Origin of the sequence: Burkholderia sp. HAN2018 (assembly GCF_024704855.1) — a bacterium.
Lineage (GTDB): Bacteria > Pseudomonadota > Gammaproteobacteria > Burkholderiales > Burkholderiaceae > Burkholderia > Burkholderia cepacia.
The window spans coordinates 1-26,041 of record NZ_QOBB01000037.1 but is presented as its reverse complement, the minus strand read 5'-3'; the positions used below and the strand labels follow the sequence as shown (position 1 = coordinate 26,041).

The window sequence follows — 26,041 nt, the reverse complement described above, 5'->3', positions numbered from 1 at the left end:
CACACAAACGGGGCCAAAGTGCAAGTTCGAGTCAAACTCTCGTCCGATCCGCTCATCGACTTCCGAGATTTTTCCTACGCCATTGCTGACGCCGTTTGTCCAACCGGCGAGAAGGGCCTTGAAGGTATCGATTGCGTAATCGGAAAAATCGTGACACGTCAAGTTCCGATCCCGACATCTCCCGGTGCCCCGATCTCGAGTCCGTATTACCACGCTTGGCAGAGTGTGTTGATCTCTGATGGCTGGCACGTTCATTCCGCGTGAGCAAGCTATTGCCTATCTGAAGCGACATGGATTCGAGTACGGTGACGACGCGCCTGACGCAGTTGTACCGGACATCATGACGCAATTCAACAGCGAGGTCGAGAAGGATGGAGCATCAGAATTGTCGGAGGGCAATTCCAAGAGGCGAATCGGCGTCAGCAAACATAGCGCTGCCGAACGCGCAGCCGCCGTGAAGCTGTACTGGGACTTGAAGGAATCGCAGGAACAGGACTTCGCGGCCCAGGTAGCGAAGAAATACGGTGTCACCGAACGCACCGTCAACAACTGGGTCAATCAGGAAGTGGAGAAAGCAACGGAGCAAAAGCGGCGCGCCGCGAGCCCATTCGTGCTCGGAAACAAAACTGGTTCTGAATGAGTTCCGACTTGTTTCCGAGCCGATCGGGCGCTGTTCGATCACATGGTCGGCCATGTCTGCAAGCTCGAGACAGGCGGAGATCATCGCGCGAACCACTTCCACTGCATCTTCTTCTTCGATGGAGCCCAGGTGAGCCAGGCCGAATTGCTCCAAATGAAGTATCGGATCGCCGATCGCTGGCGCAGAGTGACGCGCGGGCAAGGCCTGATGTACGACTGCCACGAAAGAGCCGATCAGGCGAAGCTCAGAGCCGCAGGGCGCTGGGCGATTGATCCGATCGACTGCTCGGATGCCGTGCAGGTCGCCAGATTGATCGAGTACGTCGTCTGGTATTTCGCGAAGGACGACGGCCAGATCGTTCGCGTGAAGCCTACAGCGAAGGCGAGGACGCTGACGATGGGAAGGTGATTCACCCATACGAGCGTTAACAAGTCGCTGCGGCAGGAGGTTGTTCGAAGCGAACTCGATGTCCGCAGGTCGCTCTAATGTCGACCGCAGTCAACTTGTTGCGGGCGCAACGCCGAATTTCGGCGTCCAATATGTTCGGGGTGACGTGGAGGTGCGATGGGAATCAGGATGGCATCGGCGCTTGATGCGCGCGGTCAAGAATGGGCGGCGGAGACATATTCGAAAGGCAAGGGCGTCGAGCCGTTGCGGTGCTTGAGTTGTTCTGCGGGAGTCACGTTCCAGAGCGCATATGCGTGTGAACGACATAACAAGGACATCAAGGTCGACGCCTATTTTCGTCTCCTGAAGGAACAGGAACATACTGGCGGTTGCCCTCATGCAATCGAAGGCAAAATCAAGAAGCTTGTCACGCCATCGGAGGGGTTGATCGAGGCGTTGCAAGAGGGGAAGTATCGTCTCCGTCTCATGATGATTGCCGAGGCGTTATCTGCGGCGGGAAAGCCCGCGTCATCGTCGCCGGCCGGCGCGGCACGTAGAGGCGGAGCGGTTTATCAGCGAAAGTCTGGGAAGTTACCCGCCTACATCAATTCCGCGAAGAACGTGCTCTTGCTTCGAGCCGCGTGTGACGACGACCAGAACATCGCGGAATACCTGGAACTGGTATTCGAGGGAAATACGGTGGTGCCATGGTCCTCGTTCTACTTCGAGGCGGAGCGGTACATGGAAGCGTATCGGGCGGTGTCACTTCAGACCGTCAAGCATCCGATTGCATTGCACGGTGTCGTTAAATCAAAGCGGAGTCCGATCGTCAACGGGCGACCGAAAAGCGTGATAAATCTCCATATTCCGAAGTACGGCGATGATGCTGAAGACGAGTCGCATGGCATGAGCGTGGAACCGAGCATCTGGACGGATCATGCAGATTGGTTCGAAGGCATTGAAGAGGACATGGAGGTTGTCGTGCTCGGCGTATGGAAGGCGAAGCCTGGAGAGCGTGAGGAGTCGAAAGACCCGGACAAATATCGCCATTCAACGTTTACGAAGCATAAACTGAATCTCACGCTATCGTTGAAGGCTCAGATTGCAAGGGTGCCGAAGGGGCGTTGAGGGCTACTGTCGATGCCACTGGCTTTCGAGCGGCTCTGGGCTTGTGGCAGGCAGGCGAACTGCTTCGGCGCGAGTCCCAGAAGCTTTCGCGACAACTGGCAAAATAACTGCGCGTTCTTTCAGCACATGGACACCAATAAACTCACCGACATCGTTAATCAATCCGGCTTCCCGTTGCAGATGGGGGTAGTCGCCCAGATCGAAAAGACAAAAGATTCCCACGGTTGGAGCGTCCGATTTGTGGAGCATGCCTGGAAAAATCAATTTGATGGCGACGGCGGATTCATTGACATCGTACTTGAAGACAGGCATCGCACGACTGTCATGGTTGTTGAGTGCAAGAGGGTTTTGGAATCATCCTGGATCTTTCTCAAGGCCAACACAGGCTCGCCTCTTCGCAGGCATGCCAAGGCATGGGTCACTCATTTCTCGAGCAATGAGTTGAAACACGCTGGCTGGACGGATCTGACGCTTGATCCGTCGACGCCTGAATCCGCATTTTGTGTTGTCCATGGACAAGACTCGAAATCGAGGCCGATGCTTGAGCGGGTCGCTGCCGAATTGGTGTCCGCGACAGAGGCTTATGCGATCGAAGATCAGGCGTACATGGCGAAGCAATTCGACTTGTTCCGGATGTGTTTCGGCGTCATCGTCACGACCGCGACGCTGAAGGTCTGCACGTTCAATCCCGAGGAAGTATCTGTGACTGATGGAAAGGTGGCATCAACAGAATTCCTGGAGGTGCCGTTCTTACGCTTCAGAAAGCAACTGAGTGCACGACCGTTGGATTCGCAATTGACACTGGCTGGTGGCTTCTACGACGTCGCCCGGGCTAAGGAGCATACTGTGTTCGTGGTTAATGCTGCGTCCCTTGCGCAATTCCTTTCGGAGTTTGAAGTGAGCAATGACGCCGTAAGAAGATTCGTTTAGAGATAATAGTTTTTTTCGTACGACTGAGCGCGGCAACATTCTCGCGCGAAAGCGTTGCACTGCCTTCTAGCGTTATGGTCCATCGCTCGACATTCGCGTCAAGTGTAATGAGGGCTGATTCTACGACGCCGATCAAGAATGCAACGGTGCGAATGCGGTTACCGGCGGTCTCGACATTCGCGAGGCAGAATGATCAGTAAAGTTGGTCGAGGTTCCACATGGGGCAGATGGGAACAAAGGAAATTTCTGGGTGTTCTCGCGGCGGATGTTTCTAAGGATGTGACGAGCGTCGACACATTTGCGCTTGCCTCGATTGAGGGGGCCTGATGTGAATGCGATCAAAGTCGTGCAAAGATTGCGGTGAATAAATGGGGTCACAACAAATGCGCGTGGTTGCTCGGCACGGTGACGTGGTCAGGGTGTTCTGACCTTAGCTGAAATAGCTAGGCCGACGGAGTGGCGTTGAATTCGGCTCGGGGTACGGGCGTTGAATTGTCGCTCTCCAACCGCAACCCGAGCGATAATGACAGCGAGATTCCACCACTTCATAGCGAGACCATCATGAGTGACAGTTTTGATTCTTTTATCCGGGAGCAAGCGAGCTCTGCTAACAAGGAGGAGGGGAAGCTTGATCTTGAGCGGGAAAAGCAGACTTGGCTTCTCAAACTCGATACGCTCTTCGATTTGGTTCGCCGCAGTCTAGACGCGTACCTAAAAGATGGCACCATTTCGTTTGTCCCGACGGAGTACAACCTGCATGAGGAGCTTTTGGGGAGCTATGTCGCCAAAGGGGCGGATCTTATTGTTGGGCGTCATCTCGTGAAGCTCAAGCCCGTGGGTACGTTTCTTCTTGGGGCTCGGGGGCGGGTTGATATGATTGGTCCAAGGGGCATAGCAAAGCTCGTTATCGTTCCTCCGGACTCCACCCAGGTAAAAGTCACCGTGACAATTGTCGAGCCTGGTCAGCCTCGTCCTGAATCGAAGCCGGGTGTTCCGCCGGAACAGTGGGTATGGAAGATCGCGACGCCGCCGCCCCGGATAATCTATACAACTCTTAATGAAGATTCGTTTCGTAGCGCACTGATGGGGGTCATGGGGGGCGTGGATGAATGACAGGGTTAGCTTTTCTCGACAGGAGTTGACCATAGAGGCGGTGGCTGCGCATCATGACAACATGAAGGCTGCCTTGTTTGAGTTTTTCTCAAGCGGATCGGATGCGTTGTATGCGCGCTTTGCTTTGGAAAATATCATCGAGGCGCGTGAAAATTCACTTGATGAGTTGGATTTGGGAAGCTCAATGACGGTGATGGCTTCGTTGGAGGCCGCCATCAGGGTTGATTATCTGACGCGAGTGTACGAACGCCGTAAAGATGAACTATCGAAAGCGATGCGGGCACTTCACCAAGAGAAGGCGAACAAAGCAAAGCTTGAGAATGACATTCTCACACTCTGGCAAGACTGCACAACGATTTCGAAGGGCCTTATTGGTCAGGTCAAGGGTGCATTCAAATACCGACATTGGATTGCTCATGGGCGGTATTGGACACCGAAGATCGGGAGAGCCTACGATTTTGACACGCTGTATGCACTGGCGGATACGTTCGTCAACGAAATGGATGCGTATGCATGAGGTATCTCAATTCGAGCGCTTTCCGACCGGCAACAGCGTTGAAATAGCCGATATTGAATGAAAAGCGACTGACCGGTGGCCGATGGACCGTCCTCGCTCATGCCCGCGGTGTCGCCAACATGCCACGCGAGCAGTTGACCAGCGCGGCCGTCGGTCGCCGGTGCCGCGTTGCGACAATTGAACGGCTTGTCCAGTGCTCGTGACGTAGGGCGCGTAATCGATTATGAGTCGACTGCTCTAACCAACTGAGCTACGGGACCGAGAATCGGCATGCCGCAGCGCCGCGAGCGTGATTGTATCCGAGTGTGTGAGGTCAAACGGAGCATTGCTGCGTTATCGGACACACGGAGTGCAAGGTCTGGGCGATTGACGATGCTCTTGGGCTGCTGTTGCAAATCCGGAGACATTATGCTTTGTGTCAAAGGCCGTGATTCAGTGCCTAGGCGATGTTTCGGATTAAGTGTGGCAAGTCTTGGATTAAATTTTTATTCGGATGATCATGTAATAATTTCGCTCCAAAGCTCACTGGTCTGAAAGACTGCGTAAAATACAACGTATCCAACAGTAATTAGCATCGGCCATCCTAGTTTCAGTGATTCTGGAGTTAGCATGGCGAAGCCAAAGAGGCTGGCAATTGCCGAGTTGAACACGAAGTGCCCCTCAAACCAAAGTATGCCTGCCACGAAGCTCAGTAATGACATTGCCCCACCGGTTGCCGCAACTAGCAATAGAGACACGTTGCCATCATTGAAGCGTGATAGCAAGAGAAAGCAGATGGCGAGTGTGCCGAATAATAGGAAAAATCTAGGGACGTCTTGCTGTGTAGTGAAGGAAATTATGGATACGACGATGATCATGATCGGGTAGGCATAGTACAATCTCGATGATTCTGTTAGATACGAGAATCCGCCTGCCAATACAAAAAAGAAGAGAAACGATGTGTAGTAAAATGCAACACCTAGAATCTTGAGTGCCATAGAAAGCTGTTCGCCAAGCGCATAATTGAACAGTGGTAATACTACTGGTGCTTGATCGTTGAGTAGATAGAATGCGGCAACGAAAGGCAGCGCTAGTCCAAGATTGTAGCTGGGGTGTTCGATTATTTTTTTCGCAAGTCCAAAGCTGACGGCCATTGTCGATCCTAAAGTAAGTTGTGAGGTAATCTTGCCACTGAAGTGGCGTGGCGACAATGCACATTTGTGAAAAAACATTCTATTGGCGATCTTTTCTATGGGATTTAGATCTGTGTCGGCTTGCTGGTTCGCCGATCAGGATAATTGCGTGGAGGTAAGGGGGAGATGTTGTTGTTCAAGTCTGACTTGGAATGCACCTGAACGATCGATTGTGGATGCTATCTACGTTGAGTTGTTGCGAGCCACTAGCGGGCGTTATCTTGTAGTCGTCTAGAAATCGAACGGCTCTCTTCTAAGGGAAAAAAAGAATGGATGAAGCGTTAAGAGGCGTGCCGAGCGGCACGCCTCGCCGACCGGTAGCTCTGCGTGGTCGACTTGCCGCGCAGCTTCAACTCCAGCGGCAAACAGGCGAGCAGATTGCCCGATACGGCACGGAAATAGTGCAGACGCGCAGCCAGCGTCCGAATGCTGTTGTATGACGTCGTGCGCAGGATGAACGAGCCCATCTCATCGTCGTCACCGACGATTACGTTCAAGCGCCCGTAAGGCTTGCAATTGCCTTGACGACCGAATGTGCAGCCATCCGGCGACGGGCAGGGCATCGCTTCGATCCCAGCATCGGTGACGCGTCGGCACTGTTCTCCGTTACCGACACAGACTGGCCGGCCGGTATCGCGATCGAACAGCGTGTAGTCGGCACGCAGGTTCAGATCCGGATCGTTGAACAGCACACGCACCGGTATCGCGCGCAGCTTGCCGGAGGTGGCCTTGCGCAGCGTCTCGTTCAGCGGGTGCAGCATCCATTCACCGCGCTGCTGCACCTGGGTGGTGAGGGTGAACTGGTCATCCATTTCCGGAACGCGCTTGCCATTCTTCTCGACAATGCGCCCAATGGAGATTCGCCCGACAACGGGCGGCGTGATGGCGAGACCTTTGAGCATGGTGGTCCTCAAAATAGAAAAAAGGGGGAAGGGAACTGCGAGCGATGCAGACTATCGGGAAAAATGCGCTTCGAGCTTGGCGTGGATTTCCAGGGCGACGCCCTGCCAGGCACGAGCACTGACCATTGGGTTGGCTTGCAACTGATCGGGTGGTGTTGTCGCAACGCGCTCCGCGTGCTGGCTGAGCGCATCCATCACGAACGCTTGTGCGAGCGCGCCGTATCGCGAGAACGTCATGATCTCGGTGAGACATTCGAGGTTGGTCATGGGGATTGGAATCAGGTGGAAACGAGAAAACGTCGGGAACCCGGCTTCGAGATGGCGTACTGCGTTTCGAACTCGGGGTGATCGGCCAGCAGACGAGCCAGATCGACGCCAGACGAATCCTTGCTGCGCTTGAATGACACGGCGCCGGTCTGGAATACGGCCCGGTTTGCGTCACCCATGGCTTGCTGGATTGTCTGCTTGAACTGCGCTTCGAGCTGCTGGCGCGTCTCGATCTCGGCTCGCACGGCGACCAGATCGGCGAATACGGAGGACAGCATCCGGTCGTCGCTGAAGTCGATCGTTTCGCCGTTGCCGGGATACAAGTGGCGTAGCGCGCGATCAGCCGATTCCGATCCGTCCGCTGGCGGCGGCGTGTCGGTTTCCACGAAGCGCCAGAAACGCGCCTCCAGTTCGACGAGCCGACCGATCAACGCGTCGTCGCGCTCGATCCGATGCACTTCGAGCGCCTGACCACAGAGCAGCACGGCGACGTGCGCCGCCGTTTTACCGGTCACGGCCAACTGGTGCTGCACCTGGATCTGCACGTACTCGGGCACGCCTTCTCGCCAGAGTCGCACACCAAACTCGCCGGCCGTTTTACATTCCAGAATCTGTACGTCCGGAACGCCGACGATTTCGCGATCGATGTTCGCGAGCATGAACGGGATAGAGGGATGCCGCAGCACGGCGTTTACGCGCCGAACTCGGTTGCCAGTCTGCTTCGTGTACGACGCAGCAACGATCGGCTCCAGTAGCGTTCCCCAGTACGTCGGCGACGTCGTATCATCCGGGTCAGGGCGGGGCAGGCCGTCGGCGCGGCCGGTCTTGTCGAGCCACAATTCCAGTGCGCTCATGTATGGGTTGAGGCCGACCGCAGCAGAGGCATCCGATCCGCCGATGCCGGTTCGGCGCACGGCGAGCCAGTCGTCGCGACTCAGCTCTTGCGTCTTGACGAGCTTCAGTGCGTGCTTACGTGCACGGGGTGGTTCAGGGTGAGGTGTCGTCATGGTTTGCTCCGAAAACAAAAAAGCCCGGCAGAGCGAATCTGACCGGGCGAGAGGTGATGGGTTGGGCGCGCGCTATTCGGAACCGATACGGCGAATGGCGTCTTGCAATGCGTCGTACGCGAACGTCACGAGCTTGCCGTTTCCGAGGTGGGCAGTCGTACCCTGAGGTTTGATTTGCAGGATCGTGGCGTAACGGCCGCCGAACCGTAACCCTGCTCCGCGCGGAATCTGAATTCGCGTGTCGACTGCCAGAGGCGGGATGGGCTCGGTCATGCGACAAGCTTCATGGCCTCGTCCCAAGCGCGTTGCTTGAGCGTCGCGCCTGCCCCGAACCAGGCGGCATCGAGGCGGTGATCGTCAGTGCGTGCGCGGCGATGGTGATCGACATACTCTGTCACTGCGTTCAGAAGACCCCACGCCGTACCCGACGCCGAAGCCAAATCCGAGCCTTTTCCATGTCCGGCATAGAGCTGACCGACCGCCTTGATCGCGCGCTCGTTGACAGCCACCGCTTCACGATCGGGAAGATTGGTCGTCGAGTAGGTCAAGACGCGCCGCAGGAATGCCTCGGCCGCCGAGCGGGTCACCTTGCGTTCGGACAACGCTTTGGCACGGACCATGAACGCGTCCCACGTGGAGACGGCGATGCCGAGCTGGCGTTTGACGGCAGCAGCGTCGAATTGCGATCGGTGTGAAACCTTGATTGCGCCGGCGCTGTTACCTAAAGCGATTTGCAAAGTATTGTTGCAGACGACACGGACCGACGTGAATTGCGCCGTCGTCGCGAGCGTGCCGTCGCAGGCCGTCGCGAGCAGAAGGTAGCCGTTGACCTCATCCTTGCCTTTGAGAGTGCCGGACTGCCCCGTGCGTGCGAGCGCCCAGAGCTTGCGGCCTTCCTTGAGCACACCGGCCGTCTCGAGCTGGAAACCGCCGATCTCGGTCAGGTCTCGATAAAACTCCAGAATCTCTTCGGGTTGCACGACCTGATAGCGCGCGGAGACGACGGACAACGGCGCCTTGTTGTCCGACCGGTACAGCACTTTCTGTTCGGGAAACGCGTGGATCGAGCCGAGGCTGCGGCTGCCGGCCGCGACGAAGCGTACTTCGGCTTCTTCGATGCGCCAGTCCATGCCGGCGGCGCGAGCCCAGACTTCGAGCGGTTGTTTGGGGGCGAGCTTGTTGCCAAGACCGTGCCAGGGTTCGGCACCGACATAGGCCATCGATTGAACGAGATGCATGGGCGAAACTCCTATTCAAAAATCACAGTGCATAAAGCCCGGCCGAGGCCGAGCGGAACCAAATCAGTGAGGGGAATGCGAGTGACGAATTAGCGGGGCTGGATGCTGAAGGTGCGTCCGCAGGTGAGGCATCGCCAGTTGTCGAGAATCTTTTGGTCGACGGTTTCGCCAAAGGCGGCACCGGTTGCACAACCAGCCGCACCAGCGATCAGGTCGGCGAGGATCGCACCGGCCACGCCGCCACATGCCGAGCCGATCGGACCAGCGATCAATCCAGCCGTTGCGCCGGCTTCCGCGCCAGACAAAGCGATAGCGACGGCGCCGGTTGCGCCGGCCGCTGCACCGACGGTTCCGCCAATACGTCGTGCGACATGGCGCGGCTCCGTACGGGGCGATTGGCACTGCGGACACGGATAAATCGGTGCCGAGCCAGAGCGGTATTGAGCTGATTCAGTGGTGTCCGATCGTGACGAATGGACGGAGCCGAATTCGTCATCGTCGAGCGGGCGATGGTCATGCATGTGCCGGAACCTCCTTGCGGATCTTGCCGACGTATTTGCAGTGGCAGGCGGCCACCGGGACCCCGCCGACGAACGCGAGCGCGAAAGCGGCGAGGTGATCGAGGGGAGAGGGCATGGTGGGTTTCCTGAGAACGGGCGAACGCGACGCGGTGCGACGGCCTGCCGACGCGAACCGATCGTTCGGAAATTAAGTGCTTTCGACCTTTTGCGTGGATCAGAGGCACGGACCGGTCTCAACGAAGGGTCGAGCCGAAGCCGTGGCCGCACGTCAGACACCGATAGTTGTTGAGCACGTTGTCGTCGAGCACACCGCCGACAGCGGAGCCGGCAACAGATCCGGCCGCGCTGCCTAGGAGGCCGGCGATTACCGCACCGGCCAGTCCACCGAACACCGCACCCACCGGTCCGCCGACTGCGCCAACGACTGCGCCGGCTTCAGCGCCGGACAGCGCCATGGCAAAACCGCTGGTCGCGCCGGCGACGCTGCCGATCGTACCGCCGGTCTTGCGACCGACATTGAGCGTTTCAATACGCGCCGAGCCGCAATGGGGGCAGCTATGTGCGGTCGCTGGGGATGGGGTTGTTTCCGTCGCCGGCTGCGGCGCATAGGAGAAGTAGTCGGAGGGCGGCGGCGCGCGATGAGCCTCCGGTGCGGGTGAGGCGGCTCCAAAAATGGATTCATCGAAGTCCGACGGTGTGAACGACGATCGAGCGGATGCCGCATGGCTAGACGATACCGAAACTGGCTTGTGTTGGGCGTCCAGCGCATGATCGGGACACGGTGCTTGTGCTTCCCATTCATCGTGTTCGTCGATCACAGTGGACGACGGCGAGGAAGGGGCTGGGGTTTGAGGGGAAGCGGGACGATCTTTAGTGACAAGCCAATAGCACCCGAATGCGAACATTGCGACCAGTACGAGTGCCAGGCCAGCCAGTACGGCGGTGTAGAGAGTGGAATTCACGAAGTCTCCTGAGCGAAGTGCGCCGACGCGGAAGTACATCGGCGGAGCGGCCGTAGCGGGCCGTGCTCGTGGAGGTGATATAGATTTGAAAAAATTAGATTCGCGGTGCCCAGAGAGCCGGCAGAGATCGTTAAAAATCGATTGGTGCGCCAGTTGGGCGTCGAGGTAGCACATTGGCTAATCGAATTTGCAGTATCGTACAAGCGGCACGGGCTGTCGCTTGTGGTGTGCGACGGATTACAGCCACACCCAGTAATGCAGATTCATCACGCGGAGTATCGACGTTGTCGATTGATCAATTGAAACGATTACGCGAGGCGCTTTTGCCGTACGGATTGAAGCTACTGAAATCCGATTGGCAGGGATGGAATGCTCAATATCGCTTCCGTTGCAGCAACGGCCACGAGGTCAGCCGATCCGGATCACATCTGTACTACCACCTCGTCGCGTGTCCAACTTGTCGTGATGAGGAATCGCTGCGGCAGCTTGATCAACTTGCACGGCAAGCAGGTGGGCGCTGTGTGTCGGTGAGGTATGCCGGACGTAAGGCAAGCTATAAATTTATCTGCCGCGAAGGACATGTCTTCGAGAAGACGGCTGGCAACTTGCAGAACGGATCGTGGTGCGTGTTGTGTGCTCGTGTGGAGCATTCAAAGCGGATGTCCGATCCGGATGGGATGAAACGCCTGCGTGCGGCCGCACGGAATCGCGGCGGGAAATGCTTGTCGACGACCTACACAAAGCTTGCAGATCGCTATCGCTTTCGGTGCGCGGAAGGACACGAGTGGGAGACCGTTGGTCTCGAGGTGCTACGAGGCTCGTGGTGTCGACAATGCGCGAACAAGCAGAAGTCTGAGGCGTATCGCCGTGCTGACGGTTTGCAGGTGATGCAGGCCCAGGCGTTAGAGCGTGGCGGTGTGTGTCTCGCTACCGAATATGTGGGGAACGATGCCTATTACCGCTTCCGTTGCGAGCACGGTCACGAATGGGAAACGCGGGGCGCAAAGATCTTTCTAGGATCGTGGTGCCCAAGATGCCAGAACAAGGGCAACGTCTATGGCATTGCCGATATGCGTCGGTTGGCGAAGGCACGGGGCGGCCGATGTTTGTCTCGGGCCTACCAGAACGCTGCGACGAAACTGGAATGGATGTGTGCTCATGGTCACCGCTGGCAAGCAAGGCCGGAATCAATTATCGCGGGACGGTGGTGTCGCATTTGCGGTCGCGAGTCTTTGAAGTTAGGTATCGAACTGATGTGGACGATTGCTGCCGAGCGCGGCGGTCAATGCATCTCGACGGAGTATGTGAATGCCGGCACGAAGCTTGAATGGGAGTGTCGTATCGGACATCGTTGGTTTGCACCGCCGAATGCGATCCGAAACGGACACTGGTGTCGACTATGCGCTTATCTTGAGATGACGACAAATCCGAAGACAATTCGCAAACGTCGCCATCTTCCGGTAAGCATCAAGGGCAGGTTGGGGCCGGCTTAGAGTGGACGCCACTTTGAGCAAATCGTAAAGATACATGCGTCGGATGGAAAGCATTGTCGCTGTCATGCCGCATGAGCGGGGATAGCCCCCGCTGGCTGTCTATTTTGATAAGCTTACCGCGCAGCACTTCTTGAGTGCCGCGAACCGTGCAAGATCTCGTGAAGCATGCCAGGAAGTTTGAACGCAACATTCAAAATCAGGAAAGACAGTGGCCAGTAAAGCACACAAGTTCAATTATGTTGCACTGGTGATCGGTGTTTGCGTCGCGATCTGGACGCTAATTTTGCTCAGCGGCAGGCTGGACTTCATCAAATCTACTGTTGCAACACAAGGTACGGTTGTTCAGCTGAACTATGGCAAGCGTCACCCCGAAATTACCTTTGTGACACAAACTGGCGAACACGTATCGTTTCCTGCGAGCTTTGTCTCGGTGGCAGTTGGGGATTCTGTTCCTGTTCGCTACGATCCGGCCAAGCCTCGGGCAACGGCAGAGGTCGACACGTTTATGAACATGTGGCTTGAGACCCTTATATCAGCCGCGTTTACGATCGCGTTCCTTTATGCTGGGTTGACAGGCCAGTCATTCCGACCAAGGTATGGATAATCCATGTGGATAAAGACACTGAGAGAAAGCGAGTGGAAATACGATACTGGAGCGGGCGGCGGTGCTGGTCTTGAGCTGCTTCTTGCTTCGGGCGGCGTCATGGTGTTTGACCCGCCATCTGGCCAGCCCGAGCAGTTCGCATACGCGGGCGTGGGTATCGGGTTGTCTCTTCCCATTCTCAAATGGCTAAAGCTGGGCAAACTCGAACTACCGAAACTCAATGTTCGTGGACGCAGCGTCGGTGGAACCGGTGCGACAAAAGGTTTCGACAGCGGTGGCACGGTATACATGACCGAAGCATTTCGTGGTCAAGAATTGCAACTCAAGAACTTTGAAGGTGGCGTGATCTATGTCGATTGGTCGATCGGCTACCTTGCTGGTTGGAGCGGCACGTATATGCTCGCCGGAATCGATCCGCATCTGATGAAGCTTGCCACGGTCCCGTTGGCTGGGGCGGTATTTATGCGACAAGCGATCATGTCGGCACCGGTTTGCATCAAAACGCGCGGTCGAATGGAAGGGTGGACGGATTCCTTTGGCGCCGGAGTCATGTTTGGCCAAATGACGTATCAAGGCACAGAGCCCATTCCGCGACAGGGGCCGCTCAGTGAATTGCCGGGCGTGAACTGATTGGCTAAAAAGCGTGATTGGTGGTCGGAATGCGACAGGTCCTCGATGTCGTGAGTCGATTAAAGCACGGGGCGGGTCCCTGGCCGAGCTGGGCAGCGTAGCAGTTCCGTACCACTCAGCGCCGACCGGAGGACGAGTTGCACGTAGCTATTCGTCGGCGCGTAGGGGGCGAAGAATCGATCAAGCACCCGTGCGAACAGGCTCAGCGTGACGTCGCGTAGCGCGCCCTCGTCCAGAGACACGATGATTTCCGCTCCGCGTACGAACGACGGAAATTGGCTGGCTAGCGACATCCATTTGATAGCAGGCTGATAGTCAAGTCCGGTGATTGCGTCGATGCTGCGTTGTGCGATGACGCTCGCGCGTGGCGCGTGTAGTCGAAGAAAATCCTTGAAGGCCTTCAAGCCCATTTGAGTCAGGTCAAACGGATGGAGCGACATGCCGGCCAGAACCCGCCACAAAGAGTCATGTCCGCGTGGCAGTGTGCTTGGCAAGGTCGGCCGTGTGCGAAGTCGGATCGGGCACGCTAACGCGGCACCGTCGTGCAGCAGATCGCTATCGGGCGCTCCGATGGGTAGGCGGGACGGCAAATCTCCATTGGTTGCCGTGACATCTACTTCTATTTGCGGGTGTTTCGAATGTGCAGCGTTTCCCGCCAAACCTACCAGTGACAGCAGGAGCGGCGAACGAGATGCACCGGCTGCCGAGTGAGGGGCTGGAAAGGCCGTCCAGTAGACATTGGCTGTATCGGCCGGTCGGCTGTGACTAAACGCATGATACGGTAGGACTGTCGTGCGAGCGGTCTGGCGAGTCGTCGTAACGTTGTCCTGATCAGATTGTGTTCGATCACCGAGATAGACGGCGTCGATCGAATACACGTCGAGGGGGGCGCCTGATTGTAGCGGGGCGGGCGTTACGGGGTACGCAGTGTCCGTGCTCGTCAATTGGATTGGCGTTACATCTCGCTTGAATAGATTGACGACTGGGGTGCAGAACAGCTGGAAAGCGGTAGCATCCAGGTTGTTTATCGCTTGGCTCGTGCTCGATTTCCGGATCGTGTTGCGAATCGCGACGTGCAGCGTCAGCAGCCGCGCTTCAGGTGCGCGTGCGGCGCGTCGCATTCGTCCCAGATCGACGTCGACGAAATCGAATTTCTCCGGGAACGCGAAAGATTCGATTAAGTATTGGAGTGCGGCAGACGTATTGACGGGCTCCTTCGGTAATAGCTGTTCGTTCTCGTCGAAGCCCACCACCTCGATTGGAACTTTTGACAATGCGCTCCACCGTCCGCTTTGGTCGGCCTCGACGAACGCAGCACAAGCGTGCTGCAGCAAAGCGTCGGTCAGCGTCGCGATCAGCTGCCTATCGCCGGACAGGTGTGTGCGAACGAAGTCGGACGGGATCGCGGAATCGAAGGTTTCAGACGGCGTTGCGCTGGCGAACGTGATCGAGACGATGCCGGTGACGTCTGTTGGCAACCGAACGGCGGCAGGGACCAGCGTAGCTGGTGCATAGCGTGCCGAATGAACGCGTAGTGGCGACAGTACTACGTCATAAACGGTTCGGAACCGGCACGCCGCAGCATTGGCATCGAGCGATGTGCCGCGTGTCACCATGAGCGGTGTCGTCAGTTGGTTGAACAGGGCGCTCGGGTCGAATTGCGCAATCGCGCAGGCAGGTACCGTGCGCAGGTACTGCGGGTACATTGTTTCGAGCAACGCTTCGGCGAATTCAGGATAGCTGTCCTCAAGCTTCGCATCGATCCGGGCAGCTAGTAGCGCGAACGTCTGGATCATCCGGTCGACGTGCAGATCACCATGACCATTTCCGATCCCGAGCCGTGCCCCGATCTTCGGGTAACGCTGGGTAAACTCCGTCAGACCGCGTAACAGCAGGCCGACCTCGTATTCGTAGTGGGGCAGCAGAGTTTCCATTCACCTTCCGTGCAGCTATGTCCCCAATATTAAAGACACAAGAATCGTAAAACTTGAGTCAGCTGGGGACAAGCAGTTTAAAATCCACCGACGAATAATATCCTGCCCCTCCACTGCGAGGTTCCGAGGCTGCCATGCAGATGTCAGATATTGCGAGTTTTTTTGGTCTTCAGACCAACCGGCTTTTCACCATTCAGACGCCCATGAAAGGGCGGTCCGATCTGGTGCTTGTCGATTTTCAGTGTGCCGAGGGCTTATCTCAAAATTTCGAGATTCACGTTCGTCTCGCATCGCAAGATCCGAATATCGAACTGAAAAAGATGATCGGCCAACCTGTGACTATTACGTTACAGTTGACCGATGCGCTGGCGAGTTCGGAGGAGCGGTACTTTCACGGTTACGTTGCCAACTTCACTCACCTCGACAACGACGGCGGTTTCACGGTCTATAGCGCGGTCATCGTGCCGTGGCTCTGGATGCTGTCTCGCCGTCGCGACATTCGTGTTTTCCAGGAGGAAAACACCGAGGACATTCTTTCGAAGGTATTTCAAGAGTACGGGAAGATCGCGTCGTTCGAGTTCCGGCTGTCGAAAGGTACGAAGAACCGCAGTTACTGCACTCAGTATCGTGAAACCGATCTCGAATTCGTCGAACGGCTGATGCAGGAAGACGGCCTGTTCTTTTTCTTCGAGCATGCGAAGGATGGTCACAAGTTGATCGTCACGGATAACTCGATCGCAGCGAAGCCGATTGATGGCCGTAGCCGGGTGCTCCAGTACACGAAGGACGAGGCGCTCGACAATCTAGCAGTGGTGACATCCTTCCAGGCGAGCCGGCAACTGGAATCGAGTAGCGTCGGCCTGAAGACATTCGACTACAAGGTCCCGCATGCGCGCCGGTTTGTATCGGGCGGCACGGAGGTAAATCAGGGCGAAGTGCCGTCGTACGAGGTTTACGACTATCTTGGGGAGCACGGTTTTGCCGACAGCGACCGAGGAGAGGAGTTGACGCGCTTCAGGACGCAAGCGCTCGCAGCCAATAGCAAGGTCTTCGTCGGGACGAGCAGTAGTCGGCGGTTGTCGCCGTGCCGGTATTTCGAGCTGGACGATCACTACGACCACGGCGATGCAAAACCGGAGGATCGTCAGTTTCTGATCACCTCAGTGACGCACAGCGGCACGAACAACTATCAGGCGGGCGAAGGCGCGGGGAGCTATCAGTGCAGCTTCACCTGTATCCGCAAGAAGATCCCATATCGTCCGGTCTTTACGATTGAGCGGCCGTCTATCATCGGACCGCAAACTGCGATCGTTGTGGGTCCCGAGGGCGAAGAGATCTACACGGACAACCTCGGTCGCGTGAAGGTGCAGTTCCATTGGGATCGTCTTGGCAAACGCAATCAAGGCAGTTCCTGCTGGGTGCGTGTCGGGCAGCCGTGGGCAGGGCGCGGATTCGGGATGATTCAGATTCCGCGCATCGGCGATGAAGTGGTCGTGATTTTCTTGGACGGAAATCCGGATCGCCCTCTAATTATCTCGAGCGTTTACAACGCAGGGAATATGCCGCCGTGGGGACTTCCCGCGAACGCGACGCAGAGCGGGATCCTCACTCGTTCAACCAAGACTGGTAACGTCAACACTGCGAACGCGATCCGCTTCGAGGACAAGAAGGGCGAGGAAGAGGTCTGGCTTCACGCCGAGAAAAATCAGCGTATCGAGGTCGAGCACGACGAGTCGCACTGGGTAGGCAACGACCGTACCAAGAATATCGACCACGATGAAACGGTCCACGTCGGTCACGATCGTACGGAAACGGTCGACAACAATGAGACGATTCACGTTGGGGTGGATCGCACAGAGACCGTTGGCAACAACGAGACGCTGACGGTGGGCGGCAATCGGAACGAGACGATACAGGGGATGGAAAATCTCCTGATTGCACTGACGTCTACGGAGACGGTGGGACTTGCAAAGGCATTGACGGTCGGGGGCGGGTATCAGGTGACCGTGGCCGGAGCAGTCAATACGTCTGCGGGGCTGGCTAGCGCTGAAGAAGTCGGCCTGTCGAAGGTCACGATGGTGGGGCAGTCCTATACGATCAAGGCAGGTAAGGTTTTCGAGATTACGGTGGGCAAGTCGACATTTCGCATGGACGAAGACGGCAACATCACCCTCAAGGGTGTCAAGTTGCTGATTGAAGGATCTGGTCCGGTGGAAATCAACGGCAAAGACGTGGATGTGAACTGATCCGATGGAGTTCATCAACCACACTCCTTTTCCCGCGCTGGCTTTCGCGGGTGTTGATGCGCGTGAGCATGAATTCCATGTTGTGGTTTTGCGGCAGACCCTGACGTGGAACGACGCGCGCGACCTCTATTTCTCTGACGCGCAACAACCGTTGTGTGAGGCAGACGAGCTCTTTGGTCCGGACATGCAGGGCGGTGTTCGACAGGAATCGGACTTGTGCCAGTACAAGCCGCGATGCGACGTGATCGTTAACGCGACGGCTTATCCGCCCAGACGGCCAGACGGTAGCGTGCCGGCTAAATTCGACGTTCGGTTTGCGGTGAGTCGACCCGGTTCGCCCGTGCCACTGCCGCCGGAGCCGCATGGACTCAATCCGTTAATGCCCGCTTCGCCAGAGGAAATCCGGGCGTGGAATGCGGAAGTCGAACGAGCAAAGAAGACGCCACCGCAAGGTGAACGCCTGATCGAAAAGACGCTTGTCGTAACGGGAGAGCGTCACTTCGTCCGACGGACTGGGTTGCGGCGTCTCGCAGCCGTGCTGCTCAGGATTGGCTCTCTGGGCATTGTCCGCATGCCAGCATGGCAATTAACGTCTCCAGAGCCAGCGCGCGATATTCAGGTTAACTTAGAGCATGCATTCGGTGGTCAATGTCGTATTGAGATGGGCGACAAGGCGGCCGACAGAGTCTCAAAGAAGCAACGATTAACCCCGGAGCAGGCCGATGCCCATCCCGACGCGCCCCGCGCTCCGATCGCCCATGATGCGTTCTCAGCCAACGTTTATGGACAGGGATTTGTACGCGACTGGTATGTGGAGGCAACAGGCATCAACGCGGTTGCCGTGCCGCAAATCGAATATTCGACGCGACCCATTACCTTGGCAGACTTCGATGCGGCTCGCCTTGGAAAGCTCGCTGAATCGGCACCGCTCGTCGCCGGGCTCGGTGTTCGGCCGAAGGGGCATCCCGAACGAGCCAAACTGGTGGGTACCATCGATCGCGCGTTCATCGAAAGTGGTGCGCCGTTGCCGAAGGATTTTGATTTTGCAGTCTGGAATGCAGCGTGGCCTGATCAGCAGTTGGACGCGTTGCGAGGTGATGAGCAGATCGAACTGGTGAATTTGTGCACGCCGACCACGCCGCGCGCCACGAAAGACACCTCTGGCAATGTCGCGTTGACGTTGAACCTTCCCGGCCACCTGCCGTTTGCGCTGGTGCGGTTCGAAACCGGGGGTATCGGAGAGCTGGAGGCGCGACTCGATACCGTGCTGATCGATCCCGACCAGCGCGAAGTGTCGTGCGTGTGGCGAGCGACGCTGGCCAAGCAACCCGGTGTGCGTGTCATCGAGCTGCGCATGCTCGAGCGTGGCGACGTTGACGTGATGACGGCCACTATCTCAGAGGGCGAGAGGGGGGCGCATGGCTAATCACCTTGGGGCCCGGAAGGACAGCGCGTTCAAGGCGGTTTCAACAGCGCCGTCCATCAATAAGACACCGGTCGGCAGCAGCACGCCTCCGTTGCCGTACCCAGTGACCGAGGATTTGTCGAGCAGTCTGGGCACTGTGCCGAACGTACGCTTCAACGGCGATCCGGCATACGTGCTCAGTCAGAGCACGCAGCCGAGTTGCAAAGGGGATGCCGCCGGGTCTTGCAACGGGGTGAAGAGCGGGACCGTAAGTGGCGAGGTCAAACCGGTTAAGGGTTCAAGCACCGTGCGCATCACGGGCAAGCCGGTCATTCGTGAAGGAGATCCGTGCACCCTCAACGGCGGGAATTGCCCCGGCATTTATGTAACACAGTCTGCCCCTGGCGCAACCATTGAAGGCGGCAAGCCAAGTGCGAGCAGCAACCCGCCGGTAAAACCGGAAACGCCCAAGGAAGAAGGCTGGTGGGGCGCAGCGAGTCCGTGGGTACACGGTGTGCTTGGCGTCGCGAGTTTTGTGCCGGGACTTTCTGTTGTGACCGGGGCCGTGGATGCCGGGATTTATGCGGCTGAAGGCGATATGGTCGAGGCCGGGTTGTCAGCTGCGAGCATGATCCCCGGCGGGAAAGTAGTGACCACGGCCGGCAAGCTTGCAAAAGGTGCTGTGGGCCTCGCAAAGGGGGCGCATGTAGCAGAAGAAGCAGCCAAAGCGGCCAAGGTGGCGAAGGAGGCTGAAGAGGCTGCGAAGGCGGCCAAGTTGGCGAAGGAGGCCGAAGAGGCTAAGAAAGCCCAAGCGGAGGCAGAACGACTTCGGAAATTGAAGGAGGAGGGGGAGGCGGCCGAAAAGGGCAAAGATGGCCTCAAGGTCAAGCTGAAGCGGATGAAGGAGCACTTGGTTAAGTGCTTCAAGAAGAACGCGAAAGGCGATCCGAAGGAGTATGACCGTCAGCTGCTCGAGCAGGAAAAGGGCCTGAATGACCTAAGCGTGAAGGAGTATCTGGAAGGGCGAGCGCGCTACCAAGAGATTGGGCGCGCGGGCACCGGCGCCGCGCAGGAACAGGCAAGAGCCGCGTACTCGGCCGAATTGACGGCCAAGTTCGAAAAGGCACTGAGCAAGCAGGGTATTGCGGGCGAGGCGGCCGTGGAGCAAGCAAAAGCGATGGCGGCTGAACGGATGAAGACACTGGCAGCGCTGCATAACCCGGACATGATCGCCGGCGGTAAGGATGTCGTCACCATGATGGGCGATCGCGGCGTAAACTCGTCTATCGGATCGCAGTGGAAGGATCGTGTAGCTGAGCTTGATGACGCGGCGAAAAAAGTTCCAGAAGCTGAACGAGGGGGCACTAAAATGAACGCTAAGCTCAAGCGATGCCAATAGTGAGGAAGGGCAATGGATAAGTTCATGGAGAATTTCTTGGGGTACAAGGAATTCGGACCGGCAATCGATCGGCGCGACGTGCCAGCTGAAAAGATCGAGAAATTCCGGGGCAAGTTGCCAAATAAACTTCTGGAATACTGGCAAGAGTACGGATGGTGCGGATATGGCAAGGGGTTGCTGTGGACCGTCGATCCGGACGAGTGGGAAGATGAGCTGGAAGCGTGGATTGGCGAGACGGAATTCATGGAGCGCGATGCGTATTACGTAATTGCGCGCACGGCTTTTGGCGGGCTGGTCCTGTGGGGCGAGAAGACTGGGCAGTCGCTGAAGGTCACCACACCGTACGGCATGATTTTTCCGTCTTTCGATGAGGAGGAGTACCGAGAGGACGGCCCGGATCTAACCATCCAGCTTTTTTTTAGTACGGCCAGCAAAGAGATGTTTGATCTGCTGGATAGCGAAAAAGCTCCGCTTTTCGAGCGCGCGCTAGAAAAGTTGGGGTCTCTCGATCACACCACAATGTACGGGTTTGTGCCAGCGCTCGCGTTGGGCGGGACGCCGGTGCTCGAGCGGCTTCAAAAGCTCGATGCACACGTTCATCTCGATATTTTGTCTCAGGTGACGGAGCTGCGCGTTATGCGCGATATTGCTCAAGATGCGCGAGATGCTGGATTGCTCTAACACGATATTGCAGGTGCCATGTACGTACGCGTCGGACACTGATCACTCGGTTAGCGTTCGACGCTTCGCTGATAACTGTCGCATTTTCAATAAGTAAGAGAGAAGGACTGTAGGTGGGGAAAACTGCGATGAGCCGAAGTGGACGGCCAGCGTTGACGAAAGAGATGCTGTTGCCGCTGTCGACCGAGAAAGTGCGATCGCTGTCGCTGGAGAATCACATGGCGCTGGCCGTGGTCTGCTCGGGAAGTGGAGGTTGCGACCAAGTTGTTTCCCTTCTGCGAGTCGTCTATCTGGCCTTCTTTATGCGAAGTGAGACGGAGTCTGGCTCGGATCTTGATCTCTACCGCCGCGCTGAAGCCGTGCTGGATGCCTGTATCGCCCGAGCAGAGTGCGGCGAGCCGTGGATGCTTCACGAGAACGAAGCTGCTGATGTGGAGCGGCTTCTAGTCGTGCATGACGCACAACTGGCAGCGGTACCAAAGCACCGCTATCTTTAGGCGTGGGGTTGAGATTCCAGCGTCTTGTGGCAGGAGCTAGGCGTTTGCTGATTCCAGTCGCTGGAGTTTGGGGGTGAGAGAACTTCGCTGGCGGTGCGAGCCGGTAGAGAATTTCAACTCGCGAAATGCCGACGTGTTGCTGTTGCAACGAGAGCTACAGGCTGGTCGCGCCTGTAGCTATTATGTCCCTTTTTATTTGGTCAGATCAGGCAGAGCAGACGTGTCTGGCCCATGCTTCCATTAGTGGCCGACGTTGCTCCAATAGGTCCGTGCGGTGATAGGCGGCCTCGACTTGATTCTTCACTGTGTGAGCCAGTGCGCGTTCGGCAAGGTCCCGTGCGTAGCCTTGTTCGCTGGCCCAATCCCGGAAACTTGAACGGAATCCATGAGCTGTTGCCACGCGGTCGGGCGTATCACTTTGTGCCTTAGCGCGACGAAGAAATGCAGTCAGCGTCATGTCGTTCAGCACTTTCTCACGTGGCGATGGAAAGACTAGTGTTTCGTGCAGTTGATGTTGCTGAAGCCATTTGAGAAGGGTTAACACCTTCTCAGACAGCGGGATGCGATGAGCCTCCTTGGCCTTCATGCGTGAAGCTGGGATGTTCCAAACGCGTCCAACCAGATCGAATTCGTCCCACGTCGCGCCTCGCACTTCGCCACTGCGGGCTGCGGTGAGTATCAGGAAAAGCAAGGCGGCACGCGTACTATCGGTAGGTGTGTGCTTTGCAAGGTGAGTCGCTACGAATTGAGGCACCTGGCGCCACGGCATCGTTGGTTGGTGCGTCGTCTTGGTCGACTGTTTGGGAAGGATGTAATCAACGGCCATAACGGGATTCGCAGCTATATGGCCGTGTGCCCAAGCCCACTGCATGACGGTATGCATGCGTTGACGAGTGCGGCTGCCTTGCCGTCGAAAACGGGTTTGTCTGTTGGTTTGAGCGCTTTGGCTTGTTTGTCGGTTAGCATCGGATTGTGGCCCATCACTTAGCCCATCGAGGATCATTGGATAGGGCTGGATGGTGTCAGAGTAAATTGGACGGGTTGATGATGCAAGCTATTGATTTATTGGTGAATAATTGGATTCCGATGGATGTTCTTGGACAATAACTTGGCAGACATGACCGAATCCGTTTCCTCGCCTCGCTCCCGTTCCCGTTCCCGTTCCAATCGTTCGTCGGCCCGTTCCCGCCAGCGCTCGGCTGCTGCCGCGGGGAGTACGTCCGCGAGGGCGACGGCGCGATCCGGCAGTGCGCCGGCCGCCGACACGTCGCGGGACGAGCGAACGCTCGACCTGTTCGGCGATCCGGTGTTGGAGCCGGGCGAGCGCGCGCCGGCTGCGGTTCGCGACGAAGCGGGGGCGCAGGCCGATGCAGCGGTCGATATCGCGGACGATGTGACCTCCGGGCGGCAGCCCGCGCTGGACGGGTTCGGTGCGCGGGAAGGGGCAGGCGCGGCGGCACATGCGGAAGCGGCAGAGGGCGCGGTGACGCCGGAAGTCGCGACGGTGGCCCATGGCGTTTCGGTGCCGCAAGGTGAGGAGGTTGCAGATGCCGACATCGTGCCGGCCTCCGGGGCTGTTGCGATGAAGGCGGTCGATATTCCCGTGGCGGGTGGCGTTGCAACGAAATCCGCCGATGTGCCTGCGGCCGACGCCGTCACGATGGCGGCGACCAGGCTGCAAGCGGCCGATGATACGGCGCCGAAGGTGGCCGAAGCGCAAGCAGCTGGCGGCGAAGTCGAGCAGGCTGTTGTCGCCGCTGCCGCCGCCGTCAAATCCCGCGAAGGGCGATCTTCCGGCGACGCCGTGAAGGAGCGTCGTGCGTCGTCGGGCGGCAAACGTCGGGCGGCTGCCGGTGCAAGCGACGCGACAGCAGAGCAATCTGCGCCAGTCGTGACGAGCGTCGACACGGCGCGAGCGGCGGCCGGGGCGAGTCCTGCACCGGACGCGGTGTCGATCGTCGAGCCGCAGGCGTCGGCGGAGCCGACCAAGCCGGCAATCGCCGCGAACACGGTGAACACGGTGAACACGGCGAATATTGCGAAGGCCGTGGACGCCGCGCCGCACCCCGACACCACCGTATCCCCTGCCATCCAGCCGGTGGCTTCCGCTGCGTCCTTTGTCACGAAGCCGTCGGTGGAGCGCGCGCAACCGGCCGCGCCGGTCTTCGATCCGGATACGCACCTGCGCCCGCTGACCGACCGCCTCGCCGCGCTGCAGGCCGACGTCGACGGTTTGACGCGCACCGCCGATCGCGAGATGCGCCGCGTCAACCGCCTGCTGCTGGCCTTGGCCGTCGTCGTGCTGGCCGGGCTCGTTGCGCTGGTGCTTCAGACGCGGCAGATCGCGCACCTGAAGCAGGACGTCGCCACGAAGCAGCAGCGGATCGATCGCCTCGCGGCCGATCTGTCGACGCAGCAGGCAACGCTGATGACGCTCGAGGAGCATCACGAGGCGCTTCTGTCGCAAGTCGACCGGCTCCAGCGCAACGCGAATCGCGAGGCGGCCGTCGCGAAACGTGCGCACCGCACGCGCTAATCGTTTCGACCCTATCCTGGGAGCCCGACGGAGCAAGGATCGCGGTTCCGCGTCGGCGATCAGGCGCCGCGCGCATGCGGCAAATGGATGCGGTGCGCTGGCAGAGTTCAGGGAAAACCCTTAGAATAGCGTCCATCTAAGGGAAAACCCTAGCCACGTCTGTCAGGAGTCTCACATGAGCTTCATCCTCGCCCTGCTGCAAAAGATCGACGACCTCTTCGTGTCGCCCCACCTGCCGCTCGACGCCGAATACTCGTACGCTGCGCGTCGTGCCGAAGCCGAGCGCGTGCGCCGTGCGCACCTCGTGCCGATCGTCCTGTATCGTCGCTGATTCGCTGATTCGCTGATTCGCTGATTCGCTGATTCGCTGATTCGCTGATTCGCGGCCAGCGCGGCCCCCGCCGCACCTGCCTGCCCGCTTTCCGCCGCCGCATCGCGCGCCGGCGCGACCGTCCCGCTACACTGGAAGTCCGAATCCGTTCACGGTGACCGGGCCATGCTGCAGATGCGGCCGATGACGGCCAGAGAATTCCACGCGTACCGTACGCGAGCCATCGACGGCTACGCGCGCGATCTCGTTTCATCCGGACAAAATGCTGTCGAAGACGCGACCAGCCGGGCGCGCGCCTGTTTCGACACGCTGCTGCCGGATGGCTTGCGGACCTCCGGTCAGACCCTCGTCGTGCTCGTCGACACCGCCAGCGGCGACGCGGTGGGCGACCTCTGGTACGCGATCGTGCCCGAAGGGCCGAACCGCACGCTGTTCATCTACGACCTCGACATCGTCCCGTCCCGGCGTCGCCAGGGCTGGGCCACACGCACGCTCGATGCGCTCGACGCCGAGGCGCGCCGCTACGGCATCACCGAGATCGGGCTGTCGGTGTTCAATCACAACACGGCGGCCCGCGCGCTGTATCGTGCGTGCGGCTTCGCGCCGATCACGACGACGTTGATCAAGCCGGTCATTCCGGGCTGAATCGGCTGGCAGGCGCACAGCTGGGACTTGTGGCCAACCGGGTACGTCGCGGGCGGCCTGCACCGTCCACACTCCCGATCCTTCCTGCTCGCCGAGCGCCGAGCGCCGAGCCCCGAGCCCCGAGCCCCAAACACCCATCACCGACCCCGACCATCAAACACCGACAGCCGAACGGCCCTCCGACCCTTCGACCGTCCTGCACGCGCCGCCCACACCCGCTCAGTGCGCGCGCCCTTTCCATCTCCGCAGCAGCAACGCATTGGTCACGACGCTGACGCTGGAAAACGCCATCGCCGCGCCCGCGATCACCGGGTTCAGCCAGCCGAGCGCCGCGAGCGGCACGCCGACCAGGTTGTAGACGAACGCCCAGAACAGGTTCTGCTGGATCTTCCGGTACGTGCGTCTGGAGATGTCGATCGCGTCGGCAACGAGCGCCGGGTCGCCGCGCATCAGCGTGATGCCGGCCGTGTGCATCGCGACGTCGGTGCCGGTGGCCATCGCGATGCCGACGTCGGCCGCGGCAAGCGCGGGCGCATCGTTGATCCCGTCGCCGACCATCGCGACGATTCCGCCGTGCGTGCGCTTCAGCTCGGCGACGACGCGCGCCTTGTCGTCGGGCAGCACCTGCGCATGCACCTCGCCGATGCCGAGCGCCGCCGCGACGGCCGCCGCGCTGCCACGGTTGTCGCCCGTCACGAGCACGCTCGCGACGCCGCGCGCCGACAGTGCCGCGATCGCGTCGCGGGCGCCCGGCTTCACGGTGTCGCCGAAAGCGATCAGCGCGAGCAACGCGCGCGGCGCATCGGCGCGCATCAGCCACGAGATCGTGTTGCCCGCGCGTTCGAGCTCCGCCGCG

The 26,041-nt window shown here is 58.5% G+C and carries 28 protein-coding genes and 1 pseudogene; 17 read left to right on the top strand and 12 right to left on the bottom strand.

Annotated features, from left to right (window positions below):
- The first annotated feature begins 238 nt into the window (after positions 1-238).
- The 6 genes from DPV74_RS12245 (at position 239) to DPV74_RS12220 (ending at position 4,715) form a co-directional block, all read left to right on the top strand.
- Positions 239-640: a hypothetical protein gene (locus tag DPV74_RS12245; protein ID WP_119337265.1), complete on the top strand. Its 402-nt coding sequence runs from the start codon at positions 239-241 to the stop codon at positions 638-640.
- A 42-nt stretch (positions 641-682) separates the two neighbouring features.
- Positions 683-1,048, top strand: coding sequence for a hypothetical protein (locus DPV74_RS12240; RefSeq protein WP_119337264.1), 366 nt, complete (start codon positions 683-685; stop codon positions 1,046-1,048).
- 156 nt (positions 1,049-1,204) lie between these two features.
- Positions 1,205-2,155 carry a hypothetical protein gene (locus tag DPV74_RS12235; RefSeq protein ID WP_119337263.1) on the top strand — a complete coding sequence of 317 codons (951 nt, stop codon included), beginning with the start codon at positions 1,205-1,207 and terminating at the stop codon, positions 2,153-2,155.
- Positions 2,156-2,167: 12 nt separating this feature from the next.
- A complete protein-coding gene (locus DPV74_RS12230; protein ID WP_162923023.1) occupies positions 2,168-3,085 on the top strand; it encodes a hypothetical protein in 918 nt (305 codons plus the stop codon).
- 561 nt (positions 3,086-3,646) lie between these two features.
- Positions 3,647-4,198, top strand: coding sequence for a hypothetical protein (locus DPV74_RS12225; protein WP_119337261.1), 552 nt, complete (start codon positions 3,647-3,649; stop codon positions 4,196-4,198).
- Positions 4,191-4,715: a hypothetical protein gene (locus DPV74_RS12220; RefSeq protein ID WP_119337260.1), complete on the top strand. Its 525-nt coding sequence runs from the start codon at positions 4,191-4,193 to the stop codon at positions 4,713-4,715. Before DPV74_RS12225 ends, DPV74_RS12220 begins: the two co-directional genes overlap by 8 nt.
- 497 nt (positions 4,716-5,212) lie before the next feature.
- Here the strand turns inward: DPV74_RS12220 and DPV74_RS12215 are convergent, their stop codons facing one another.
- From DPV74_RS12215 to DPV74_RS12175, 9 genes and pseudogenes are all read right to left on the bottom strand, one after another.
- Positions 5,213-5,848, bottom strand: a complete 636-nt coding sequence (locus DPV74_RS12215; protein ID WP_162923022.1) for a hypothetical protein — start codon at positions 5,846-5,848, stop codon at positions 5,213-5,215.
- 347 nt (positions 5,849-6,195) lie between these two features.
- Positions 6,196-6,789, bottom strand: a pseudogene (locus DPV74_RS12210) (phage capsid protein); the annotation flags it as partial.
- Positions 6,790-6,840: 51 nt separating this feature from the next.
- Entirely contained in the window at positions 6,841-7,056 is a 216-nt protein-coding gene (locus tag DPV74_RS12205) for a hypothetical protein (protein WP_119337258.1), read from the bottom strand.
- A gap of 11 nt (positions 7,057-7,067) precedes the next feature.
- Positions 7,068-8,063 (bottom strand): YqaJ viral recombinase family protein, encoded by a 996-nt coding sequence (locus DPV74_RS12200; protein ID WP_119337257.1) that lies wholly within the window; start codon positions 8,061-8,063, stop codon positions 7,068-7,070.
- 72 nt (positions 8,064-8,135) lie between these two features.
- The gene (locus DPV74_RS12195; protein ID WP_119337256.1) at positions 8,136-8,336 is read right to left on the bottom strand and encodes a hypothetical protein; all 201 of its coding nucleotides are present in this window, start codon (positions 8,334-8,336) and stop codon (positions 8,136-8,138) included.
- Entirely contained in the window at positions 8,333-9,301 is a 969-nt protein-coding gene (locus DPV74_RS12190; RefSeq protein WP_119337255.1) for a DUF932 domain-containing protein, read from the bottom strand. Before DPV74_RS12190 ends, DPV74_RS12195 begins: the two co-directional genes overlap by 4 nt.
- Positions 9,302-9,390: 89 nt before the next feature.
- A complete protein-coding gene (locus tag DPV74_RS12185; protein ID WP_119337254.1) occupies positions 9,391-9,822 on the bottom strand; it encodes a hypothetical protein in 432 nt (143 codons plus the stop codon).
- On the bottom strand, positions 9,815-9,937 hold the full coding sequence (locus tag DPV74_RS12180; protein WP_257943091.1) for a hypothetical protein: 123 nt from the start codon (positions 9,935-9,937) through the stop codon (positions 9,815-9,817). The genes DPV74_RS12185 and DPV74_RS12180 overlap by 8 nt, the downstream gene beginning before the upstream one ends.
- A gap of 118 nt (positions 9,938-10,055) precedes the next feature.
- Entirely contained in the window at positions 10,056-10,784 is a 729-nt protein-coding gene (locus DPV74_RS12175; RefSeq protein ID WP_240439964.1) for a hypothetical protein, read from the bottom strand.
- 284 nt (positions 10,785-11,068) lie between these two features.
- On the opposite strand from DPV74_RS12175, the gene DPV74_RS12170 reads away from it, so the two are divergent.
- From DPV74_RS12170 to DPV74_RS12160, 3 genes are all read left to right on the top strand, one after another.
- Complete coding sequence (locus DPV74_RS12170) at positions 11,069-12,277, top strand: hypothetical protein (protein WP_119337253.1); 1,209 nt, start codon at positions 11,069-11,071, stop codon at positions 12,275-12,277.
- A 208-nt stretch (positions 12,278-12,485) separates the two neighbouring features.
- Positions 12,486-12,881, top strand: coding sequence for a DUF3592 domain-containing protein (locus tag DPV74_RS12165; protein ID WP_119337252.1), 396 nt, complete (start codon positions 12,486-12,488; stop codon positions 12,879-12,881).
- A gap of 3 nt (positions 12,882-12,884) precedes the next feature.
- Positions 12,885-13,511: a hypothetical protein gene (locus DPV74_RS12160; RefSeq protein ID WP_143323336.1), complete on the top strand. Its 627-nt coding sequence runs from the start codon at positions 12,885-12,887 to the stop codon at positions 13,509-13,511.
- Positions 13,512-13,570: 59 nt separating this feature from the next.
- Here the strand turns inward: DPV74_RS12160 and tssF are convergent, their stop codons facing one another.
- Complete coding sequence (gene tssF / locus DPV74_RS12155; protein WP_119337251.1) at positions 13,571-15,445, bottom strand: type VI secretion system baseplate subunit TssF; 1,875 nt, start codon at positions 15,443-15,445, stop codon at positions 13,571-13,573.
- A gap of 134 nt (positions 15,446-15,579) precedes the next feature.
- Here tssF and DPV74_RS12150 point away from each other — a divergent pair, with 134 nt between their 5' ends.
- The 5 genes from DPV74_RS12150 (at position 15,580) to DPV74_RS12130 (ending at position 21,673) form a co-directional block, all read left to right on the top strand.
- Positions 15,580-17,691, top strand: a complete 2,112-nt coding sequence (locus DPV74_RS12150) for a type VI secretion system Vgr family protein (RefSeq protein WP_119337250.1) — start codon at positions 15,580-15,582, stop codon at positions 17,689-17,691.
- Positions 17,692-17,695: 4 nt separating this feature from the next.
- Positions 17,696-19,117: a DUF2169 domain-containing protein gene (locus tag DPV74_RS12145; RefSeq protein ID WP_119337249.1), complete on the top strand. Its 1,422-nt coding sequence runs from the start codon at positions 17,696-17,698 to the stop codon at positions 19,115-19,117.
- Complete coding sequence (locus DPV74_RS12140; RefSeq protein ID WP_119337248.1) at positions 19,110-20,495, top strand: polymorphic toxin type 15 domain-containing protein; 1,386 nt, start codon at positions 19,110-19,112, stop codon at positions 20,493-20,495. The genes DPV74_RS12145 and DPV74_RS12140 overlap by 8 nt, the downstream gene beginning before the upstream one ends.
- A 12-nt stretch (positions 20,496-20,507) precedes the next feature.
- A complete protein-coding gene (locus tag DPV74_RS12135) occupies positions 20,508-21,176 on the top strand; it encodes a GAD-like domain-containing protein (protein ID WP_119337247.1) in 669 nt (222 codons plus the stop codon).
- Positions 21,177-21,340: 164 nt separating this feature from the next.
- Complete coding sequence (locus DPV74_RS12130; RefSeq protein WP_119337246.1) at positions 21,341-21,673, top strand: hypothetical protein; 333 nt, start codon at positions 21,341-21,343, stop codon at positions 21,671-21,673.
- A gap of 205 nt (positions 21,674-21,878) precedes the next feature.
- Here the strand turns inward: DPV74_RS12130 and DPV74_RS12125 are convergent, their stop codons facing one another.
- Entirely contained in the window at positions 21,879-22,499 is a 621-nt protein-coding gene (locus DPV74_RS12125; RefSeq protein ID WP_240439963.1) for a site-specific integrase, read from the bottom strand.
- 291 nt (positions 22,500-22,790) lie between these two features.
- Between DPV74_RS12125 and DPV74_RS12120 the strand changes: the two genes are divergently transcribed.
- The 3 genes from DPV74_RS12120 (at position 22,791) to DPV74_RS12110 (ending at position 25,185) form a co-directional block, all read left to right on the top strand.
- On the top strand, positions 22,791-24,209 hold the full coding sequence (locus tag DPV74_RS12120; RefSeq protein WP_119337244.1) for a flagellar hook-length control protein FliK: 1,419 nt from the start codon (positions 22,791-22,793) through the stop codon (positions 24,207-24,209).
- Positions 24,210-24,384: 175 nt separating this feature from the next.
- Positions 24,385-24,540 (top strand): hypothetical protein, encoded by a 156-nt coding sequence (locus DPV74_RS12115; RefSeq protein WP_006481665.1) that lies wholly within the window; start codon positions 24,385-24,387, stop codon positions 24,538-24,540.
- 165 nt (positions 24,541-24,705) lie between these two features.
- Positions 24,706-25,185, top strand: coding sequence for a GNAT family N-acetyltransferase (locus DPV74_RS12110; RefSeq protein ID WP_060083820.1), 480 nt, complete (start codon positions 24,706-24,708; stop codon positions 25,183-25,185).
- A gap of 219 nt (positions 25,186-25,404) precedes the next feature.
- Here DPV74_RS12110 and DPV74_RS12105 read toward each other — a convergent pair.
- Positions 25,405-26,041 (bottom strand): cation-translocating P-type ATPase (locus tag DPV74_RS12105; RefSeq protein ID WP_119337243.1); only part of this gene is annotated, 637 nt, incomplete at its 5' end.

Coding starts and splice junctions, on each gene's coding strand:
- DPV74_RS12245 (WP_119337265.1), top strand. CDS start 239: ATGGCTGGCACGTTCATTCCGCGTGAGCAAGCTATTGCCTATCTGAAG.
- DPV74_RS12240 (WP_119337264.1), top strand. CDS start 683: ATGGTCGGCCATGTCTGCAAGCTCGAGACAGGCGGAGATCATCGCGCG.
- DPV74_RS12235 (WP_119337263.1), top strand. CDS start 1,205: ATGGGAATCAGGATGGCATCGGCGCTTGATGCGCGCGGTCAAGAATGG.
- DPV74_RS12230 (WP_162923023.1), top strand. CDS start 2,168: ATGCCACTGGCTTTCGAGCGGCTCTGGGCTTGTGGCAGGCAGGCGAAC.
- DPV74_RS12225 (WP_119337261.1), top strand. CDS start 3,647: ATGAGTGACAGTTTTGATTCTTTTATCCGGGAGCAAGCGAGCTCTGCT.
- DPV74_RS12220 (WP_119337260.1), top strand. CDS start 4,191: ATGAATGACAGGGTTAGCTTTTCTCGACAGGAGTTGACCATAGAGGCG.
- DPV74_RS12215 (WP_162923022.1), bottom strand. CDS start 5,848: ATGGCCGTCAGCTTTGGACTTGCGAAAAAAATAATCGAACACCCCAGC.
- DPV74_RS12205 (WP_119337258.1), bottom strand. CDS start 7,056: ATGACCAACCTCGAATGTCTCACCGAGATCATGACGTTCTCGCGATAC.
- DPV74_RS12200 (WP_119337257.1), bottom strand. CDS start 8,063: ATGACGACACCTCACCCTGAACCACCCCGTGCACGTAAGCACGCACTG.
- DPV74_RS12195 (WP_119337256.1), bottom strand. CDS start 8,336: ATGACCGAGCCCATCCCGCCTCTGGCAGTCGACACGCGAATTCAGATT.
- DPV74_RS12190 (WP_119337255.1), bottom strand. CDS start 9,301: ATGCATCTCGTTCAATCGATGGCCTATGTCGGTGCCGAACCCTGGCAC.
- DPV74_RS12185 (WP_119337254.1), bottom strand. CDS start 9,822: ATGCATGACCATCGCCCGCTCGACGATGACGAATTCGGCTCCGTCCAT.
- DPV74_RS12180 (WP_257943091.1), bottom strand. CDS start 9,937: ATGCCCTCTCCCCTCGATCACCTCGCCGCTTTCGCGCTCGCGTTCGTC.
- DPV74_RS12160 (WP_143323336.1), top strand. CDS start 12,885: ATGTGGATAAAGACACTGAGAGAAAGCGAGTGGAAATACGATACTGGA.
- tssF (WP_119337251.1), bottom strand. CDS start 15,445: ATGGAAACTCTGCTGCCCCACTACGAATACGAGGTCGGCCTGCTGTTA.
- DPV74_RS12150 (WP_119337250.1), top strand. CDS start 15,580: ATGCAGATGTCAGATATTGCGAGTTTTTTTGGTCTTCAGACCAACCGG.
- DPV74_RS12145 (WP_119337249.1), top strand. CDS start 17,696: ATGGAGTTCATCAACCACACTCCTTTTCCCGCGCTGGCTTTCGCGGGT.
- DPV74_RS12140 (WP_119337248.1), top strand. CDS start 19,110: ATGGCTAATCACCTTGGGGCCCGGAAGGACAGCGCGTTCAAGGCGGTT.
- DPV74_RS12135 (WP_119337247.1), top strand. CDS start 20,508: ATGGATAAGTTCATGGAGAATTTCTTGGGGTACAAGGAATTCGGACCG.
- DPV74_RS12130 (WP_119337246.1), top strand. CDS start 21,341: ATGCTGTTGCCGCTGTCGACCGAGAAAGTGCGATCGCTGTCGCTGGAG.
- DPV74_RS12125 (WP_240439963.1), bottom strand. CDS start 22,499: ATGGCCGTTGATTACATCCTTCCCAAACAGTCGACCAAGACGACGCAC.
- DPV74_RS12120 (WP_119337244.1), top strand. CDS start 22,791: ATGACCGAATCCGTTTCCTCGCCTCGCTCCCGTTCCCGTTCCCGTTCC.
- DPV74_RS12115 (WP_006481665.1), top strand. CDS start 24,385: ATGAGCTTCATCCTCGCCCTGCTGCAAAAGATCGACGACCTCTTCGTG.
- DPV74_RS12110 (WP_060083820.1), top strand. CDS start 24,706: ATGCTGCAGATGCGGCCGATGACGGCCAGAGAATTCCACGCGTACCGT.